Annotated in this window: 18 protein-coding genes; 9 read left to right on the top strand and 9 right to left on the bottom strand. The window is 33.2% G+C overall.

Annotated elements, in window-relative coordinates:
• Positions 1-24 precede the first annotated feature (24 nt).
• From IR010_RS01185 to IR010_RS01170, 4 genes are all read right to left on the bottom strand, one after another.
• Complete coding sequence (locus IR010_RS01185) at positions 25-675, bottom strand: response regulator transcription factor (protein WP_194600841.1); 651 nt, start codon at positions 673-675, stop codon at positions 25-27.
• Positions 665-1,324, bottom strand: coding sequence for a sensor histidine kinase (locus tag IR010_RS01180; RefSeq protein ID WP_228515045.1), 660 nt, complete (start codon positions 1,322-1,324; stop codon positions 665-667). The genes IR010_RS01185 and IR010_RS01180 overlap by 11 nt, the downstream gene beginning before the upstream one ends.
• Positions 1,325-1,422: 98 nt before the next feature.
• The gene (locus IR010_RS01175; protein WP_194566219.1) at positions 1,423-2,070 is read right to left on the bottom strand and encodes a hypothetical protein; all 648 of its coding nucleotides are present in this window, start codon (positions 2,068-2,070) and stop codon (positions 1,423-1,425) included.
• A gap of 5 nt (positions 2,071-2,075) precedes the next feature.
• Positions 2,076-2,510 carry a hypothetical protein gene (locus tag IR010_RS01170; protein WP_194566217.1) on the bottom strand — a complete coding sequence of 145 codons (435 nt, stop codon included), beginning with the start codon at positions 2,508-2,510 and terminating at the stop codon, positions 2,076-2,078.
• A gap of 270 nt (positions 2,511-2,780) precedes the next feature.
• Here IR010_RS01170 and IR010_RS01165 point away from each other — a divergent pair, with 270 nt between their 5' ends.
• The 8 genes from IR010_RS01165 (at position 2,781) to IR010_RS01130 (ending at position 9,586) form a co-directional block, all read left to right on the top strand.
• Positions 2,781-3,653: a hypothetical protein gene (locus IR010_RS01165; RefSeq protein WP_194600835.1), complete on the top strand. Its 873-nt coding sequence runs from the start codon at positions 2,781-2,783 to the stop codon at positions 3,651-3,653.
• An 18-nt stretch (positions 3,654-3,671) separates the two neighbouring features.
• Positions 3,672-4,076 (top strand): hypothetical protein, encoded by a 405-nt coding sequence (locus tag IR010_RS01160; protein ID WP_029270094.1) that lies wholly within the window; start codon positions 3,672-3,674, stop codon positions 4,074-4,076.
• A gap of 18 nt (positions 4,077-4,094) precedes the next feature.
• A complete protein-coding gene (locus tag IR010_RS01155; protein WP_029270096.1) occupies positions 4,095-4,796 on the top strand; it encodes a hypothetical protein in 702 nt (233 codons plus the stop codon).
• A 65-nt stretch (positions 4,797-4,861) separates the two neighbouring features.
• Positions 4,862-5,467, top strand: coding sequence for a hypothetical protein (locus tag IR010_RS01150; protein WP_194600833.1), 606 nt, complete (start codon positions 4,862-4,864; stop codon positions 5,465-5,467).
• Positions 5,464-5,922, top strand: a complete 459-nt coding sequence (locus IR010_RS01145; RefSeq protein ID WP_029270100.1) for a hypothetical protein — start codon at positions 5,464-5,466, stop codon at positions 5,920-5,922. Before IR010_RS01150 ends, IR010_RS01145 begins: the two co-directional genes overlap by 4 nt.
• A gap of 10 nt (positions 5,923-5,932) precedes the next feature.
• Positions 5,933-7,606, top strand: a complete 1,674-nt coding sequence (locus tag IR010_RS01140) for a S8 family serine peptidase (RefSeq protein WP_194600829.1) — start codon at positions 5,933-5,935, stop codon at positions 7,604-7,606.
• A gap of 5 nt (positions 7,607-7,611) precedes the next feature.
• Positions 7,612-8,841, top strand: coding sequence for a peptidoglycan-binding domain-containing protein (locus IR010_RS01135; RefSeq protein ID WP_194600827.1), 1,230 nt, complete (start codon positions 7,612-7,614; stop codon positions 8,839-8,841).
• A gap of 76 nt (positions 8,842-8,917) precedes the next feature.
• Positions 8,918-9,586 (top strand): hypothetical protein, encoded by a 669-nt coding sequence (locus IR010_RS01130; RefSeq protein WP_194600824.1) that lies wholly within the window; start codon positions 8,918-8,920, stop codon positions 9,584-9,586.
• Positions 9,587-9,652: 66 nt separating this feature from the next.
• On the opposite strand, the gene pheT is transcribed toward IR010_RS01130, so the two are convergent.
• The 5 genes from pheT to IR010_RS01105 form a co-directional block, all read right to left on the bottom strand.
• Positions 9,653-12,073 (bottom strand): phenylalanine--tRNA ligase subunit beta, encoded by a 2,421-nt coding sequence (gene pheT / locus IR010_RS01125; RefSeq protein WP_029270108.1) that lies wholly within the window; start codon positions 12,071-12,073, stop codon positions 9,653-9,655.
• Positions 12,074-12,254: 181 nt separating this feature from the next.
• Entirely contained in the window at positions 12,255-13,118 is an 864-nt protein-coding gene (locus IR010_RS01120) for a bestrophin family protein (protein WP_029270109.1), read from the bottom strand.
• A gap of 28 nt (positions 13,119-13,146) precedes the next feature.
• Positions 13,147-14,457, bottom strand: coding sequence for a TolC family protein (locus tag IR010_RS01115; RefSeq protein WP_194566203.1), 1,311 nt, complete (start codon positions 14,455-14,457; stop codon positions 13,147-13,149).
• A 65-nt stretch (positions 14,458-14,522) separates the two neighbouring features.
• Entirely contained in the window at positions 14,523-17,618 is a 3,096-nt protein-coding gene (locus IR010_RS01110; protein WP_029270112.1) for an efflux RND transporter permease subunit, read from the bottom strand.
• Between the two features lie 79 nt (positions 17,619-17,697).
• Positions 17,698-18,759, bottom strand: coding sequence for an efflux RND transporter periplasmic adaptor subunit (locus tag IR010_RS01105; protein ID WP_029270114.1), 1,062 nt, complete (start codon positions 18,757-18,759; stop codon positions 17,698-17,700).
• Positions 18,760-19,302: 543 nt separating this feature from the next.
• On the opposite strand from IR010_RS01105, the gene IR010_RS01100 reads away from it, so the two are divergent.
• Positions 19,303-19,899 carry a TlpA family protein disulfide reductase gene (locus IR010_RS01100; protein WP_194566201.1) on the top strand — a complete coding sequence of 199 codons (597 nt, stop codon included), beginning with the start codon at positions 19,303-19,305 and terminating at the stop codon, positions 19,897-19,899.
• Positions 19,900-19,924 lie beyond the last annotated feature (25 nt).

Here is a 19,924-nt window from a genome sequence, read left to right as displayed (position 1 = left end):
ATAAAAATTGTCTTAGTTTGATTTTTAAACTAAGACAATTTTATGTTTTATAGCATATAAAACTAAGCCAATTCGGGTTTTAATTTCTAATTTGTCGAACAGGCATTCTCGATAACCATCAATTGTTTTGGGACTTAAACACATTTCCGAAGCAATTTCTTTATAGGTTTTTTCAGTACAGGCGTGTTTTATAAAGACAATTTCTTTTTCTTTTAAATTCACTTTTTTAGAGTCATTATTTGCTTTTTTAACGAGCATTCCAGAGACTAGTTCAGTAAAATAAAAACCTTTTTCGATTACTGAAATCATAGCATCTTTGAATATTTCTGGAGAAGTATCCTTCAGCAAATAACCTTTGGCGCCATTGGTTATCATTTTTATAATGATTTCTTCATCGTCATTGACAGAAAGAGCAATTACTTTTAAGTCGGGTCTGTTTTCTTTGATCCATTTCATGGTGCTTACGCCATCTAAGACAGGCATATTTACATCTAGTAGAATCAAATCGATTTCGTCATCAGGATTATCCTGTAAATAAGACAGAAAAATTTTTCCGTTTTCAAAACGGTTTATTACTTCAAAATCTTTAAAACTGTTGATTAGGAGTTCTAGAGATTGTGAAAAAAGCTGATGATCATCTACAATAATTATTCTTTTTTTTGTATTAGGTTTCATTGGTTATGGTTAAGGGATATTCTAAAGTTACGGTTGTTCCTTTTGAGGATGAATTCATTGTCAACTGCGCTCCAATTAATTTGGCTCTTAATTTCATGTTGTTTAAACCTAATCCAGCATTTACTTGGCTTACATCATATCCTACGCCAAAATCTTTCATTTCTAAACAAAAAATATTATTTGCTGTTTTGATATTCACTTCAAATAAATCGCTGTGCGAATGTTTAAGACTGTTGTGTAAGGCTTCTTGAAAAATGCGATAAATAAACAAATCATGTTCTTGATTAATCTTCGGAATTTCTCCTTTAAGATTGTACTTGTACTGAATGTTTTTTAGTTTTTTTATACGCTCTAAATCTTGTTGAATGGCTTCGATAAAATTGCTTTGCAGTAAATTGTCTTTATTGATGATTCTGGACAAAATCCTGATTTCATCTAATGATTTAGCGAGAATTTCTTTAAGATCGCTCAGCTCATTTGCCTGAATAGGTTTTTCACTATTAAGATACATGTTAAGCTGCATAATTCCTACAGAAATGATTTGGCCTATATTGTCATGAAGTTCCTTGCTGATCTCACTTAGGGTCTGGTCTTTTATTTCGATTCTGGTTTTGATTAATTCAGATTGAAAATACAGCTCTGATTCCATTTTTTCAACCAGATAAGTATTTTTTTTCTTCAAAAAATAAAAGAATATGACAAGCAAAGTGATCAGTAAAGTTAAGAAAACAATACCTAACGAAATGACTAATAATTGTATTTCTTTTCGCTCCATAAAAATCCGATAATATAGCAGCTTTGCGCCAAGACATTTAAAATAAACACTACCAAACTAAAAACAGATTCATCATGTTTGATCAGGAACCAGTTTAAAGCCAGCATAAAGGGCAAAAAAGGTACATGAAAGACTAATATTCCTAATATGTACCAAAAAAAGACCGATTTTTTAAAATTTAATATTTTGTCTGAATTAAAAATTTCTACCAAATATAAGCAGGATAATATCATAACCAACAGTACGCCAATGGCAAAACTATATGTGTAGGAGTGATTTATATCTTCTTTAAAATATAAAATGTTTAGAAAAAATGAGGCTATAAAAACTATTAAAGAAAAAAATGCAATAAGTCTATGGTTAATTTTTATCAAAAGGCTTCTTAGAAGCAATATATAGGCTGAAAAACTGACAAGCATATAAAAATTAAATACATAATAATTTAGTAAACCTGTCCACTCCGTAAAATAATAGCCTACTTTTTCTATTATGACAGAAAACCAAATTAAAATAACGAGAGATTTAGCTTTATTGGTTGGTAGTTTATGCCAGGAAATCAATCCGATAATTCCAGAAAATAAAGCTAAATAGAAAATGTAAAATCTTAAAAATTCAAACATAGTTTTTAGTATGATAAGGCAGGCGGTCTTCCAATACTTCCGTAATTCATTGGTTCGATGCCTTCTATATCAGTATCATCGCTTTCATGAACTAAAGCAAAAGTTTGTATGCCTGCTGTTTTAGGTGTTTTGATTCTTTTTCCAGTTGCCGTTAAAAACAAAGTCATTAAACCTGCTTTTTCAGCATATTTTTTTTCCTCTGGATATACTCCAAAATAAAAATGAATTCCTTTTACATCGTAGCCTTTTTTTTCTCCTTTTGACTTAATGTAAGAAATGTAATTTTCGAGTTCTTCTACAGAAAACCAAACCGCATTTGCGTCTTCTTTCTTAATGTATTTTGCAATTATGCTGGCTCGATATTTCATAAAATTCAAATGTAATTCCTTAGCGAATTTTTTTGTAATTAGTTGGGTTGGTCTTCCAGGTTGTTTTTCCATAATGATTTTGATTTAATGGGTTAATTGATTGGTAAATAATAGTTTATTGTAATTATTGCAAGCAAAAATATTTTAAACACCTAAAATTGACAAGGGGAAATGTACCCTTTTTCTTAGGGTAAATTTATTTAAAAATTTGGGTTAAAGTACTGTTTTGTAGTAATTTATAAAAAATCAATTTTACATCGTTCCTTTTTGTGCACAAAAATGGATAGGCGAAATCTGAAAAGCCTGTTAAAAGAGTAAGAGTTAATTATAATACTAAAAATTATGAGTTTATATCATGAAGTTTTTCAGGGAGAATCATTCAGCGAAGACAATTACTTCGAAGCTGTACGATATGTATTAGGACCAGAATATTCTAATTTAAACGAAAGTGAATTAGAAGATGTCCTATTATCACGAGTAGATCAAATGTCTGAAAGTGAAGCAGAAGGATTTTGGTCAAGTTTAGGAAATGTAGCCAGCAGTATTGGTTCTGGAGTTTTGCGCGGTGTATCTGCAGTTGCTCCAATCGCGGGAACTGCTATAGGTACTTATTTTGGAGCACCACAGATTGGCGGAGCAGTAGGAGGTTTGGTGAGCAACTTGGCAGGATCTGCAAGTACAGCTTTAGATAACAACCGTCAGCAGCAACGCCGACCAGCTCCGCAACAGCAGTACAGACCAGCTCCGCAACAACCACAACACAGACCATCTCCACCATCACAGCCATCACCAATCAGACAAGCTTGGGGCAATACAACCCGCTATTTAGCAGATGCCGGCAGAGCAGCACTTCCTGCCATTCAGCAATATGTGCAGGATAATCCAGTACAATTGCGTCCGCAGGCAGCACAGGATATTGGCAGAGTGCAAGGACTATATAATCAGCTGGGAGGTGTTATTAATAATCCTCAATTTCAAGCAGGCCAAGCACAGCAAAGCCTGGGAACTGCGAGTCCAAATGCACCAATAGAAAGTCATTCTTTTGCAGAATTGATAGAAAGTGTTAATTATTTGACTGAGAATATTTTATACGAGTATTACAACGGAGGATTAATTCCGACCGAGGATTACTATGTAGACCAATATGGCCAGTTTGTGGGCACAAATACTCCTAACCGAATCAATAGACTTGAAAATTCTATTGCAAGTTTATAAAACCTAAAAGTTATAACAATGGATGCTTATTTAGAATATTTGAAAGAACACAATCCTGAAATGGCTAAATATTTTGAGCTTATGCAGCCTATGATGGAAAAAAAAGAGCCTGAAGAGGAAAAAGAAATTCCAAAAATTGATGCAGTACTTGAGGAAAGAATCAAGAAATTAAAAAAAATCAATCACAAACTTTTTACCATTATCGAAGGTTTAAAATTTCAATTGGAATTTGAGTTAAATCAAAATGATGATTTAGCAAAAGCAATTGGCGCCTGCACCGAATGTTTTGGAGAAAACATAGATTGTCCAGAATGTTTCGGAACAGGAAAACCAGGCAACAGCATTCCAGATTTTATTCTTTTCAATAAATATATTCAGCCAGCCATCCAGAAATATAACAAACATTATTTCAATAAAAATTAATCATTAAAAACTAAAATTATGAGTTATTTCGAAAGTTATTTAGACGAAGATTTATTAAATGAAGATTATTTCAATGAAGATCTTTTAGGCGAAGATTTATTAGAAAGCTATGACGAAAGCTTTGATGAAGCTGCAAAACGCAGACGACCTTCGACAAGAGGAATTAGACCTAACGTAAGTTCAGCGGTGAAACAAAGATCAAACTTTGGAAAAGCACTGAGCGGAAGAGCCAATGATTATGCTACAAAAAGCGAGCTTAAAAAATCATTAGATGCCATTTCAAACCAAGTTAATGAACTTAAAAAGACTTCATTGGCAACAAATAAAGCTTTGGTTGCATTAGATCAAAAACATACAGAATTTGCAAAAATAGACGCACGTAAAGGCGATAACCAGACTAAGGTTTTAAAAAACATGCAAATGATGAGTATGATGGGATCATTGCTGAATCAGCCAAAATTAGTAACAGAAAATCTTGAAGTTACTGGTACAGGAAGTGATTCTAAAATTATAGCGAAAGACGGTAAAAATCCTATTTATGTGGATCAAACATTGTCTCTACTATTACCAATGCTGACCACTATGGGAGATTCAGGTTCTGGAAAATCTGACAACTCAAACATGATGCTGCCATTAGTATTAATTATGTCTCAAAATAAAGACAATACAAACAACAACAACATATTGCCTCTTGCAATGGTGATGATGATGAATAAGTAAATGTAGAAAGGGCGATTGCTTCCCAATTGCCCTTTTATTTCTATTAACCTTAAAATTATGAAACGATGAATCCATTTAATTTATTAATCAATTATTTTATTGCAAACAGCAGAGCGACTTTTTACAACGTTCCTGGAAATCAAGAAATAACTAATACTGCACTTTTAGCGGGCGTAGTTTCTGAAAATCCATTGTTGAGTTATTTACTTATAGAGAACAAAGCAAAAGATGAAGGAGATAAGTTTAATGCTTCTGCAGCTGCCTCACCGCAAACCCGACCTGGTTTGCCAGCACCTAGTAGTGGTCCTATAATAAATACACCAAATCCTGCTGAAACACCAACAGGATCACCAGTAAAAGGAACATCAACAGCTGATTTTGTAACCTTAGAAGCAGTAAAAAATGAGATTTCAATAAGTACTCAAAATTTGAAAGATGAGCTTTTTAAAATTTCAGAAAAGAATAAAGCGGAAATAACTAAAAATTTCACAGACAGTTTAAATTCCAAAATTGAGCTACTAACAAAGAGTAATGATGCTTTAAGTATTTCTATTTTGGAAATCAAACAACGATTGAATGAAATTTCAACTAATCCACTAGGACCAGATAATACTTTGCCTGTTAAAGGTTTAGCAAATCAGAAGGCATCGACTAAAAACGAACCAAAATGAAAACCGCTGTCTCTAACCAAGAAACCATTCGTTTAGATAAGATTGAAAAAACAACTATGCAAATCCTGAAAAAAATTAATTCTATTCGCCCTAATTTTTTTTCCAGCAGCTTGAAATTCTCTAAAAAAGCAGAGGAAGAAAAGGAATTGTTGTTTAAGGAATTAATTCCAGAAAAGATTTTTTCAATCGATAAAACATTGGAATTATTGAGTCAGATATCAGATCATGCCAACTTTTCGAAACTGGATCAAAAAGATCAGGATTTTATAGTAAGATTGAAAAATATGGATCTTAAAAACAGTCATTATCTAAGCGAAATTATCAATTTTTTTACGCAGGGACATGGAATAGATGTGATTTTCTTTTTAGCAGAAGACAATGTTTTTTTCAATTATTTAAATTCTCAGCTTTTTGATATTACTTATAAGCTAAATCTTATTCCTGTTCAACCTTAAATTCAAGCAAATGGATCCAAGACTTAAAATAATATTATATGGCAATCCTGATGAAGAATTATCCTTGTTGATGCGTGTAGAAAAAGAAAAAGAATATCCAGATCATTGCAAGATTATTTCAGAATTTGGAACCGTTGTGAGCATCAGAACACAGCGACGTTTTTTATGTTCGATTTACAACAGCAAAAAAGTAAAAAGCCTAAAAGCTCCGAGTGTTGTTCCCGCAAATGACGGAATTGAACTGCAGCCTGAAACTAAGATTTTAGATAAAAAAAATGATGTCATAGACGACACTGTCTCGAATGTTGTGTTTGGAATTATTGATTTCGGTTTCGATTTTACGCATCCAGATTTTATAACGAATGGGAAAACACGTTTTGAAAAAATTTGGATCCAGTCTGACAGATATGACGGCAATGAATTTGGCTATGGACGAATTGTAACAAAAGCACAAATTAATGAGGCATTGTTGGATGATTTTCCGTTTAAAAAACTGGGATATCATCCCGGAAAATCGGATTTGTTTGGAAACGGAACTCATGGTACTCACGTACTCGGAATTGCTTGCGGAAACGGTGCCGTTGCACCCAAAAGCTTCGCGCCGAATGTGCCAATAATAGCGGTTGATATGGGAACTAATCTCGTAAACGGATCAAATCTTTCATTGGGTGATTCTGTAAAAGGAGCAGAAGGTTTATGTTTTATTACGACTGAAGCTGGTAAAAGACCGCTTGTAATAAATATGAGTTTAGGCGGACATGGCGATGCACATATGGGGAAAACTTTATTCGAACAAATCATTGATCATATTGTAACGACAAGAAAAGGAACGGCAATCGTGCAAAGTACAGGAAATTATCATCAGGCAAATGCGCATACTTATGGTGATATTAAATTGAATCAGAAAGTCAAAATTCCTTGGATGTTTAAAAAGCATGATCGTACTCCAAACGAAATGGAGATTTGGTATCATGGAGATGATGTTTTAAGTGTAGATATTTATGATGACGATATGAAGCTGCTATTGTCATCAACGCCTTTTAAGGATGAATTAATTGTTAAAGAAAATGATGAAGTTGGAATTTGCCTTCACAGAAGCAACGAACCCAATACCGGTAAAAATCAGATTAATATTTTAGTGAATGGCAAACTAAAGTCAAAATTTTGGACGATTGAACTGATTGGCAAAACTGTAAAAAATGGCCGCTATCATTGTTATATCGAGCGAGATGACGGAGGACAATCTATTTTTTTGCCTGCAGTGGCAAATAAAACGCATACAACAAACTCGATCTGCAATTCTAAATACAGTATTGTTGTTGGTGCTTATAATCAGAATGATGATGCAAAACCTATTTTGTCTTTCAGCAGTTCCGGTCCAACGGCAGATGGGCGAATGAAACCCGAAGTCGTTGCGCCTGGTTTTAAGATAAAATCATCTTGTTCGTCTTCGAGCAGAGAAAATAGAGCGTCTAATAAATTAACGTCTAAAAGCGGGAGCAGCATGGCATCGCCTTATGTGGCATCTTTAGTTATGAAAATTCTAGAAAAAGAACCGCATCTTGATATTATTTCAATACGAAAAAAACTTTTTGATGCTTGTGATACTGCTTTTTTTAAAGATAGCAATTTAGAGGTCTTTAGAGCTGGACACGGTTATGTCAATCCAAATAAAATAAAATAAATACCATGGAAAATTTAGTTTCAAATACCCCGATTATAAATCGAAATTCTCGCATTGCCAATACATTAAGCAATAGCGTTGGACTCAATGCTGTAAACAATGCATTAGATGTGTTGCAAATTCAAAATTTTTTAAAAGGATTGGGATATCCCGTACAGACTAACGGTACAATTGTAAACAGTCAAACCGATACTACAATTATTTCTATTTTAAATTTCCAAGCAAACAATAGGATTCAAGTTACTGGAAACATTCACCCAGATGACAGTACTTATAATGCTTTAAAACAATTAAATAGTGTAAGTCCTTCGCTGGCCGAAGGAGAAGATGAATCACTGCATCAGCCATTTTTGACTAACTCTTTTCTATTTAGAAGAAGCGCCGGAAATGCCAATACATTAAATGTCATTTTTGAAGGAGATTCTTGGCTGGATTATCCTGTTCCGAGAATCTTAGATTTATATGATACAATTACCGATCGAAATCAGAGTCTAAATTTGAATTGTCTTCACTTGGCAAAATTTGGAGAAACGACTTCTCAGATGTATGCTGATAGAACTCATTTTGTACAATATGTAAGCGGTTATCGAATTGATAGAATTTATTTTAGCGGAGGCGGAAATGATGTTTTTCCTCAGCTTGGGAGAATATTAAATGCCGGAGTAACGACTTTTAGCTCTAGTTTTTTTACAGATCAGGCAAAACTGACTGAGCTTAGAAGTTTGTCTGGCGATGCTTTATATCAAAAATGTATTCTGTACAAAAGATATTTAAATACAAATACGTTTGATACTGCGCTTTTTAATTCAACTAACCTCAATGCTATTTTCAGTACCATTATGCGAAACTATCTTGGTTTTGGAAGTATTGTAAACGCGCATTGTACACCAAACACTATATTTTATATGCACACTTACGACTATCCTTTGTTTAAGCTGGGCGTAAGACCTTCAATTGTTGGTGTTGATTTGCCTTTAGGGCCTTGGATAAAACCTGTTTTCGATCGTTTAGGTATTGCAGATGAAATTTTGAGATCGTATATCATTATTCGATTATTGGATAGATTTTACGCTCTCTTGTGCCAGATCAAAAATCATTTTGGGTATTATGGTTATCGCTTTCAAAGCCGAATTATAGATTACCGCGGACTTTTAAATTCGTCTGAATATTGGAGAGATGAAATCCATCCAAATTCAGCAGGAGCAAGGAGATTGTCAACTCGAGTTAATTTTTAGTAGTATGAAAGTAAAGATTTTAATTACGAGAATCCTTTTCTTTATACTGGTATTATTTTTAAATTCATGCAACAAAATGGAAAGTGATGAAATTTTTTCAGGAAAGTACACTGCTGTAAATTCAGGAAGTAATGCCAAGTTGACATTGAAATCTCAAGATGATATCATCTCGGGTACTATTGTCTTAGATGGCAAACTTGCCAAAATAAAAGCGACAAGAACAGATTTGTCTTTTAGCGGAATTTTATTTGATGAATTTACAAATCAGGGATGTGCTGTGAAAGCCATTCAGGAAGGAAAAGTTTTAAAATTATCAATTATACTGCCATTATCAGATCAAGCTATAGTTTTTAATTTTGAAAAAGAAAATTCTGAATCACCATTATCTTTTAAAGAAGAAGGGGAAAAGAATTCAATGTTAGTAGGAACTTGGCGCTATACAGATGTTATAAGCAGTGGAAGCGGAGAATTTTATGCATCAATTGCTACAGATTATTTTTTCGAATTTAATGCAGATGGCACTGTTTTGACTTGGACAGGAAAAAGTGGAGGAGGAACGAGAGATGTTTCGTTGCAGAGCGGAGAAGGTCAAGCCAATAAATTGGGCTGGTATACAACCGATAAAACAATACATTTTGTGGATTTGACAACAAAAGAAGAATCTCAGGCAACCTTTTATGCAGAAAGTAATAGAGTTATGTTTTCTAATGGCAATAACAAAAGAGTCTACGAAAGAATTCGATAAAGGCAAAATGGCTTTTAAAAAAAATCCCGATTCATAACGAATCGGGATTTTATATTTATAAATGTTTTATCTCAAACTTGCTCCAAGTTCAGTCTCAAAAGTCTGTTGCAGTTTTGACATGATTTTGTCAATTTGAGAATCAGTTAATGTTTTTGTATTATCCTGAATGGTAAAACTCAATGCATATGATTTTTTTCCTTCCGGAAGATTCTTTCCTTCATAAACATCAAATAAATTAACATCTTTTAAAAGTGATTTTTCAGTTTGTTTCGCCAAATTAAAAATACTTTCATACGTTGTATTCTGATCAATCAATAAAGCTAAATCTCTTCGAACTTCTGGATATTTTGGAATTTCAGAATATTTAATTTTTCCAGTAATAATTTTCAGAATCAAATCCCAGTTAAAATCAGCATAATAAACATCTTGTTTTATTCCGAAATGTTTTAATATTGATTTTTTAACCACACCCATTTCTACTAATGTATCATTGTTATAGCAGATTGATGTTCCTTCTGAAAAAATATCAGATTGTACTGGAGCATTCGAAATTTTGTCAATTCCTAAACGAGATATAATTCCTTTTACATATCCTTTTAATAAAAAGAAATCAGTTGTTTTTTGAGGATTTGTCCAGCTTTCTTTATTTCTGTTTCCAGAAATCAATAAAGTCAAATGTTTATGTTCCTCATATCCGTTAAGATATTTATGGTATGATTTGCCAAATTCAAATAATTTTAAATCCGAATTTTTTCTATTAATATTATATGAAATTGCTTCTAAACCCGAAAACAGCAATGATTGACGCATAGTCGATAAATCACTGCTCAACGGATTAAGCATGGTAACATTGTGCTCTTCTTTTAGTGAAGCTGAAAGTTTAGCATAAGCAGCAGTCGTCAAAGAATTTGCCATCATTTCATGAAAACCCTGAGAATTTAGTTGCGATGCAATAACATTTTGCACTTTATAATCTTCAGTTCTTGGAGAGTTTGCTACCGTTGCATTGAATTTTTTAGAAAATTCGATGTTGTTGTAACCGTAAACTCTTAATATTTCTTCGATTACATCAATTTCACGCTGTACATCAACTCGATACGCCGGAATTGTCAATCCTAAACCTGAATCTGAAACACTGTTTACTTTAATATCTAAAGAAACCAATATTTTCTTAATAGTATCTTTTGGAATTTCCTGTCCGATGATTTTAGAAACATGGCTAAAATTTAATAGCACAGAGAAATCTTCAACTTTTTTAGGATAAACTTCAACAACGTCAGAAGTCAATTTTCCGCCAGCCACTTCTTGGATTAAAAGAGCAGCACGTTTTAGTGCATATTCTGTAATTGTTGGGTCGATACCTCTTTCAAATCTAAAAGAAGCGTCTGTATTTAATCCGTGTCTTTTTGCTGTTTTACGAATGCTCACAGCATCAAAATAAGCACTTTCTAAAAAGATAGAAGTTGTACCATCTGTAACTCCAGATTTTTTTCCTCCAAAAACACCAGCAATACAAAGTGGTCCTTTTTCGTCGCAGATCATCAAATCTTCTGCATGTAATGTTCTTTCAACATCATCCAAAGTAGTAAATTTTGTTCCTTCAGGAAGTGTTTTTACAATTACCTTTCCGCTGATTTTTGCAGCATCAAAAGCGTGCAGAGGCTGTCCTAATTCATGTAAAACATAATTAGTAACGTCAACAATATTATTTTTCGGAGTCAATCCAATAGCTTTTAAACGATCTTGAAGCCAAGCTGGAGATTCTTGAACAGTAATTCCAGAAATGGTTACACCGCAATATCTTGGTGCTAAATGAGGTTCTTCAACATTCACATCAATTTTCAAGGTGCGCATGTCAACTCTAAAATTACTTACCGAAGGGGTAATCAATTCTACGTTAACACCGCGCTGCAGCATTCCTGCTCTCAAATCACGTGCAGTTCCAAAATGACTCATAGCATCAGCACGATTAGGAGTTAACCCAATCTCGAATACTTCGTCATTTGCAATTTTAAAAACTTCTGCTGCTGGAGTTCCAGGAACTAAGGCTTCATCAAGAATCATAATTCCGTCGTGGCTTGTTCCAAGACCTAATTCATCTTCGGCACAAATCATTCCATGACTTTCCTGTCCGCGAATTTTGCCTTTTTTTATAGTAAATTCTCCACCATCTTTATCATATAAAACTGTCCCAATAGTTGCAACAGGAACTTTTTGTCCTGCAGCGACATTTGAAGCACCGCATACAATCTGAATTGGAGCTTCTAAACCAATATTTACCGTTGTAACTTTCAATCGATCAGCATCAGGATGTTTTTCGCAAGTCAGTACGTGTCCTACAACAACTCCCTGCAAACCTCCTTTTACCGATTCGTATTTCTCAACAACTTCAACTTCCAAACCTAAATCTGTAAGTAATTCTGAAGTTTGTTCTGAAGTCCAGTCTGTTTTAATAAATTGTTTTAACCAGTTGTAAGATATTTTCATTTTAACTTTTTTATTCTTGTACGAGGGTGTAAATATAAGGATTGATCGCCGGAGTTGGAAACAATTTTTTTGTTTTTTGCCTTAAAAATATGCCGATTATCAGAATTTAAAAACAATATTTAAAAACTAAAAGTTTCTAAAACGGCTTGTAATAATTTATAAAGCTCACGATAAAAGAATATTAAATCAATTCTTCAACATGTTTTTTAATGTTTTCTGAGATTTTTTTGATCGGAAGATCGTTTTCATCATCGCCAAAAGGATCTTCAATTTCTTCAGCAATCAATTCTAAACTAGCTAGAACATAGAAGATAAAAACAACAACCGGAACAACATAATAACCTAAGCTTAAAGAATATCCAAAAGGCAAAGTCATGATGTAAAAGAAAATGAATTTTTTGATAAAAGCACTATAAGAGTAGGGAATAGGCGTATTCTTGATTCGCTCACACGCACCGCAGATATCTGTAAAAGCGACCAATTCAGCATTTAAGATGATAAGCTGGTCGCCCGTTATTTTTTTTGATTCGTACAAATCATTGATTTTATGCGACATCATTTTTTTTACCTGATTCGGTTTGTGCTTATGATGGTCAAGTTCTAAATCGACATCTTCAAAAAGTTGTTTTGCCGTTTCAGAATTGTTTAGATGTTTATATAAAATTGAAGCATACGCAGGAATAAACTTTCTAAAAAACTTTCGATCATTTTCATCTTTTAGCATAGCCGAAAGTTTTATAGCAAAATTACGGCTGTTGTTGACTAAAGCACCCCATAATTTTCGAGCTTCCCACCAACGGTCATAAGCAGTATTAGTTCTAAAAACCAGTAAAAGAGAAATTACAAAACCTAATATTCCGTGCATTAAAGGAATATTTTTGATGTAATGATTTTCATCTATACCCAAATATATTACTTCAAAATAGCCCACAAGTCCAGAGTAAATCCCAATCGCAATCATTATAGGAAATAATTGTCGAACGGTATCAGATTTATGAAAATGGAATATAAAACTAAACCATTCTTTGGTGTTGTATGCGATCATTTAATTTGTTTTTAATAACAAATTTAATTTAAAAATTAATATTTCCAGCTAATTCTTTCAAAGCAATTTCAGATAATTTAGCCTCATATTGAGCATTGCTGTAACGCACTTTTGCATTTACATAATTTAATTGAGCTGTTCTGAAATCAAGAGTCGTAATTGTTCCGATTCTGAATTTATCTAATGTAATGTCTAAGTTTTGTTTTGCAATCGCTTCGTTATCTTCTTCTAAATCAATTAACTCTAAATTTGTTAAGTACGTTTGAAAAGCGGTGCTTAATTGGGTATTCAAAATCATATTTTGCTGTTCTATAGCAATCTGAGAATTTTCGATTTGAATTTTTGCTACTTTTTCATTTCGATGCTGATTAAAACCGTCGAATATATTTAATGTGGCATTAAAGCCATAATTGAAACCTTTTGATGAAGATTGGCTTGTAAAACCTAAACTTGATTGATTTTCAGCAAAATTATAGCCTGAAGTCAAATTAACGATCGGGTAGCGGTCTGCTTTTATTTGTTTAAGCTGCAATTCTGCAATTCGTTTGTTTATTATTTGAGATTCTAATGCTGGATTTTGTTTTTGTGCCAAATTGATTAAGTCTGCTAAAACAAGAGTATTGTCGACAGTCACCAAATCAGTTACTTTGAAATCTATTTTCGGATCACGCGCTAAATATTGATTCAATAAAATTTTAGCATTTGCATAGGATTCTTTTTGTCTCAATAAGGCAACTTGATCAGAGTTTAAGTCAACTTGCGCATTTAAGACTTCTAATTTTGAAGCTTTTCCAATACTGAAACGGTTTTGTGCCAATGTTAATCTTTGCTTCGAAATTACGATCGTAGTATCTAAAGCTGACAGTTGATGCTGTTGCTGTACTAAGTCGTAGTAAGCTGAATTTACTTGCCCGATTTTAACTAAAATCGTTCTTTTTAATTCAGCATCGCCCAATCTTTGAAGTTCTTTTAATTGGTCTAATCTAGCAAACATTTTCATTCCGTCAAAAACGGTCCAGCCTAAACTGACCCCATAATTTAAACTATTGTTTTTGGCATTGTCCAAAGAAGTAGAAGTGCCGTCCTGACGTGTTTGAGATGAGTTTGTAACGCTGTTATTATCTGTAATTGAAGCTGCTGCACTTGGCAGCATTCCAGCATTTCCAATGGTAACATTTGTTTCGCTTATTTTAGAATTGTTTTTGGCGATCTTAATCTCAAAATTATTCTCTAAAGCTATTTTCATAGCATCTTCAATAGTCAAAACTTCCTGAGCATTTATTTTTGTAATGCAAAGGAAGAATAATATTAAAATGCGGTATACAATTTTAGTATTCATATGGATTTTCTTTTGCCACAGATTCACGAATGTTATGATTAACTCGTGAATTTGTGACCAATAAATTATTTACTTTCTTTTTCGTATTCTTCAATATGGTCGAATTCAGGATAATGTTTTCTAGCTTTAGACCACATTAAATAAATCGCCGGAATTACAAAAAGTGTCAAAGCCAAAGAGAAAATTGTTCCCCCTACAATTACAACTCCCATTCCGATTCTGCTTGTCGAAGCTGCTCCAAGCGACATTGCAATTGGAAGCGCTCCTAAAGCAATCGCTAAACTTGTCATTAAAATAGGACGCAAACGTGCTTCTGAAGCTTCTAAAATAGCTTCTAGTTTAGGTTTGCCTTGTTCTCGCAATTGATTCGCAAATTCAACAATCAAAATACCATTTTTCGTTACTAGACCAATAAGCATTACGGTACCAATCTGACTGAAAATATTCCAAGTCTGGTTGAACAGCCATAATGAAAATAAAGCTCCCGCAACCGCCATTGGTACTGTTAAAATGATAATAAACGGGTCAATAAAACTTTCAAACTGTGCTGCCAGAATTAAAAAGATTAATAATAAAGCTAATCCAAAAGCGAATGAAGTATTCGAGCTGCTCTCTACGAAATCTCGAGATTCTCCACTTAAATCAGTTGTAAAACTTTGGTCTAAAACTTTTGATTTAATTCGGTCCATTTCTTCAATACCGTCGCTGATACTTTTCCCTGGCGCCAAACCTGCTGATACTGTTGCCGACATGTATCGGTTATTATGGTACAATTGTGGCGGATTGCTTTGTTCTTCAACCTTAACAACATTATCCATTTGAATAAGCTGTCCGCTTTTATTTTTAACAAATATCGATGTCAAGTCCAGAGGTTTAGAACGATCTTTTTGATCAAACTGGCCAATTACCTGATATTGTTTTCCGTTTTTAATGAAATATCCAAAACGCTGACCGCTTAACGAAAGCTGTAAAGTCTGGGCAATATCCATTATAGAAATACCTAAACTCTCTGCTTTTTCACGATCGATACTTACGTTGATTTCTGGTTTGTTAAATTTCAGGTTTACATCTGTTGTTGAGAAAACGTCACTTTTACCTACTTCATCCATAAAAACAGGAATTTTTTCTCGTAGTTTTTCAAAAGTCGGAGCCTGAATAATATATTGTATAGGAAGTCCTCCACGTCTGTTTACAGCAATTGTAGGCTGTTGTGTTACAGATGTTTTGGCACTAGGATATTTTTTAGTCCATTTTGTTAATTTATCTGCAATATCTTTTTGCGATTTTTTTCGTTCATCAACATCTTTTAATGTTAACCTTACCAATCCTGAATTCACTGAATTCGAACTAAATCCAGGTGAAGTAATAACCAAACTCACTTTTTTCTCCGGAATGGAGTCATCAATAAGTTTCGAGATTTCCTGCATAAAACGATCTGTGTATTCATATGAAGATCCTTCTGGAGTTGTCATACGCATGGTTACAGAACTACGGTCATCGTAAGGAGCTGTCTCTTTTGGCAGAATTGTAAAAAACAAATAAATCAATCCAAAACAAACAATTAGGATAGGAAAACTCAGCCATTTTTTAGCTATGAAACGCTGCAATGAATCGGCATAGCCGCTATTTAATTTTTCGAAAAATGGTTCAGTTTTAACGTAGAATTTTGACTTTTTCTGTTCGCCGCCTTTCATTAAATACGCGTTTAGCATTGGCGTTAAAGTTAAGGATACAAAAGCAGAAATTAATACCGCTGCGCCAATTACTACACCAAATTCTCGAAAGAGTCGGCCTACGAAACCTTCTAAGAATATTACAGGCAAAAATACTGCAGCAAGTGTTACCGAAATCGAAATTACAGCGTAGAAAATTTCGTTAGAACCTTTTATTGCTGCTTCAATTGGCGACATCCCTTCTTCTACCTTTTTGAAAATGTTTTCCGTAACTACAATTCCATCATCCACAACTAATCCAGTTGCCAAAACAATAGCCAAAAGAGTTAAAACGTTGATAGAGAATCCGAAAAGCCACATAATAAAAAAAGTAGCAATTAATGAAACTGGAATATCAATTAAAGGCCTGAATGCAATGGCCCAATCTCTAAAAAATAAATAAATAATGATAATTACCAGAATGATCGAAATTCCTAAAGTTTCTGCAACTTCAAGAACCGATTTTTTTACGAAAATAGTATTATCAAGAGCGATATTTAATTTGATATCTTTAGGGAGATCTTTCTTTAAGGCATCATATTTTTTATAAAATTCTTTTGAAATATCTAAGTAATTTGCACCTGGCATCGGTACAATTGCCAAACCAATTAAAGGAAGTCCTGATTGGCTTAATTTTGTCTCTAAATTTTCTGGTCCTAATTCGGCACCGCCAATATCGCTTAAACGAACAATTTTATCTCCGTCAGTACGAATAATAATATTGTTAAATTCTTCCGGTTTAGATAAATTTCCAATTGTTTTTACAGTTAATTCTGTATTGTTTCCAGTTAGTTTTCCAGAAGGCAATTCAACATTTTGTGCGTTTAAGGCGTCGCGTACTTCTGCAACGGTACAGCCATAAGCAGTTAGTTTTACAGGATCAATCCACAAACGCATTGCGTAACGTTTTTGTCCCCAAATTTGTACCCCGCTCACTCCTGGAATAGTCTCTAAACGCTGTGAAATTACATTTTCTGCGTAATCACTTAATTCTAAAGAACTTCTAGAGTCACTCTGAACGGTCATCGAAATAATGGCTTCACTATCCGCATCTGCTTTAGAAACTACAGGAGGTGCATCAATATCTTGCGGTAAACTACGGACAGCTTGTGAAACCTTATCACGAACGTCATTCGCAGCTTCTTCAAGATCTTTGTCTAAGTTAAATTCTATGGTAATATTGCTGCTGCCTTGATTACTTGATGAAGTTATATTTCTAATTCCATCAATAGCATTTACAGCTTTTTCGAGAGGTTCAGTAATTTGTGATTCTATAATGTCAGAATTGGCTCCAGTGTAATTAGTTCTGATAGAAACCTGTGCCGGATCAATAGAAGGGAATTCTCGAACACCCAAAAAAGTATAACCAATGAAACCGAATAAAATAATCAAAAGATTCAGTACAATGGTTAAAACGGGTCTTCTTATACTTGTAGTTGATAAACTCATGTGAGGTTTTATTTTAGATAACAGATTTTTAGGTTTCTAATCTCTATTTTCAATTTTGGCTTTAGACTTTAAGACTAAATTATTTTTTTACTTGAACTTTTATAGGAGCTTCATTTTTTAAGGACATAACACCGCTTGTGATCAGAGTATCTCCAGCTTTTAATCCTGATAAAATCAAAATAGAAGAGTCTGTTCTTGTTGTAGCGTCTACCATAACTTCTTTGGCTTGACCATTATTTGCGATATAAACCTTTTTACCGTCTTGTACAGGTACGATAGCTTCTGTAGGAACAACAATTGCGTCTTTAATAATGTTTAAAGGCAATTTAACATCAGCAAATGTTCCAGGAAAAAGTTTTCCATCGATATTATCTGCAATAGCACGAATTTTTAGCGTACGTGTTGCTACTTCAATTTCAGGTTCAATCGCATAAATTCTGCCTGAATATACTTTGTCAGATCCTGAAACAGAAAAATCGATGTTTGATCCTGATTTTACTTGTGCAGCATATTTTTCAGGAATAGAAAATGTAATTTTTAATTTTCCGGTATTTACTAATTTTGCTACTAAAAGAGTTGGCGTAATATAGGTTCCCGGCGAAATAGAACGCAAACCAATTTTTCCTGAAAAAGGTGCTTTTACAGAAGTTTTTGCAATTTGTGCCTTAATTAATTGAGTTTGAGATTTCATTGAAGCATAATCAGCATTTGCAACATCAAATTCTTCTTGGCTTATGGCTTCTTTTTGCAGCAGTAATTTTGCTCTTCTTTCATTTTCTCCAGCTAGTCCTTCTTTGGTTTGTGCCTGTTTTAATTGTGCTCTTAATTCAATATCATTGACCTTAAAAAGTACTTGACCTTTATTTACATAAGTTCCTTCGTTAAAATAAATCCCTTCAACAATTCCTGAAACTTCGCTTCTAATTTCGATTTGCTCATTGGCTTCAATTGATCCTGATAAAGATAAATTGTTGTCAAAAGTGGTTGTTTTAACAACTATTCCAGTTACAGTTGTTGGTTTGTCTTTGTCGCCAGACTTTTTAGATTCGTCATTTTTACTTTTGTTAGATACCACTCGGTAGGCGATAAATCCTCCAATGCCAATAATTAACAGGGCGTAAATAAGATTTTTTACTTTCATAAAATTTGAGGTAAATGTATTTTTTGGTGTATGTTTTAGTAAGCTTACAAATTTAACTTTTTGAAGCGAAAACGTAATACGTTAGCGTTTATTTAACATTTGTATGTACAAGTTTTTTGATTGGCTTAACATTTAGATCGTTTTTGTTTACAATGGTTTAATGCAGAGGTAAAAAAAATAAATTTTTAATGATCTTATGTAATTTAAAGTTATAAGTAAATGTGGTAAATTATTTATAAAAACTAAATTTAAATAAGTTTTTACTTATAAAAAAGGTATAATTACTCATTTTTAAAGTAAGGAAAAACCTATTTTTATTTTTTTTATTGTATTTTGTCTTATTTATTTTGCAGTTTATCGATTTTATTTGTAACATTGATAACGTTAAACAAAACAGATTTCTTTTTGTCGGAAAATTAACGTTTAAAACATGAAAGCGTTGATTAATGTAGTATTTTTATTTGTTTTTAGTTAAATTTTATACTTTGTAAAATAAAATAATTAACAACTGTTTATATTTTTAAAATTAAATCTCTGCTGTTTATGGTAAAAAAGTTACTTTTAGTGCTATGGTTTGCCTTATTAATTGTAGCTGTTTCTACTTTGTTTTGGCAAAACGAATTTAAATATAGTTTGCCTACACCAGTTCCACAAAATTACCGTGAGATAGCCATGGGAAGTAAAATTGATTTAAAATGCTGTGCAACTGATCAGAGACCTATTTTTATTCACTTTTTTAATCCAGATTGCCCTTGTTCCCGCTTTAATATTCCTCATGTAAGCGGATTGATTAAAAAATACGGTGATCGAATTAACTTTAAAATTGTAGTGCTAAACAAAGAAAAGAGCTTTACAATTCAAGAAATCCAAGAAAAATTTGATGCCAAAATTCCTGTTTATTTTGATGAAGGTATAGCGCGAAACTGTGGTGTTTATTCAACGCCTCAAGCTGTTCTTGTTGATGCTTCTCAAAATTTATACTATCGAGGCAACTATAATAAAACAAGATATTGTACCGATGCTAAAAGCAATTATGCAGAACAAGCCATCGATTCTTTATTAAGTAAAACAAATGCCCCTTCATTTGATGCTTTAGCTCTCAGAGCTTATGGATGTTCGCTACCAAAATGCACTAAATAAATCTATCCCTAACTAATTACCTAAA

The sequence above is a fragment of the Flavobacterium sp. MR2016-29 genome (assembly GCF_015350695.1).
GTDB lineage: Bacteria > Bacteroidota > Bacteroidia > Flavobacteriales > Flavobacteriaceae > Flavobacterium.
Note: the sequence above shows the minus strand (reverse complement) of the source record. Positions and strands in the feature narration are given on the sequence as shown.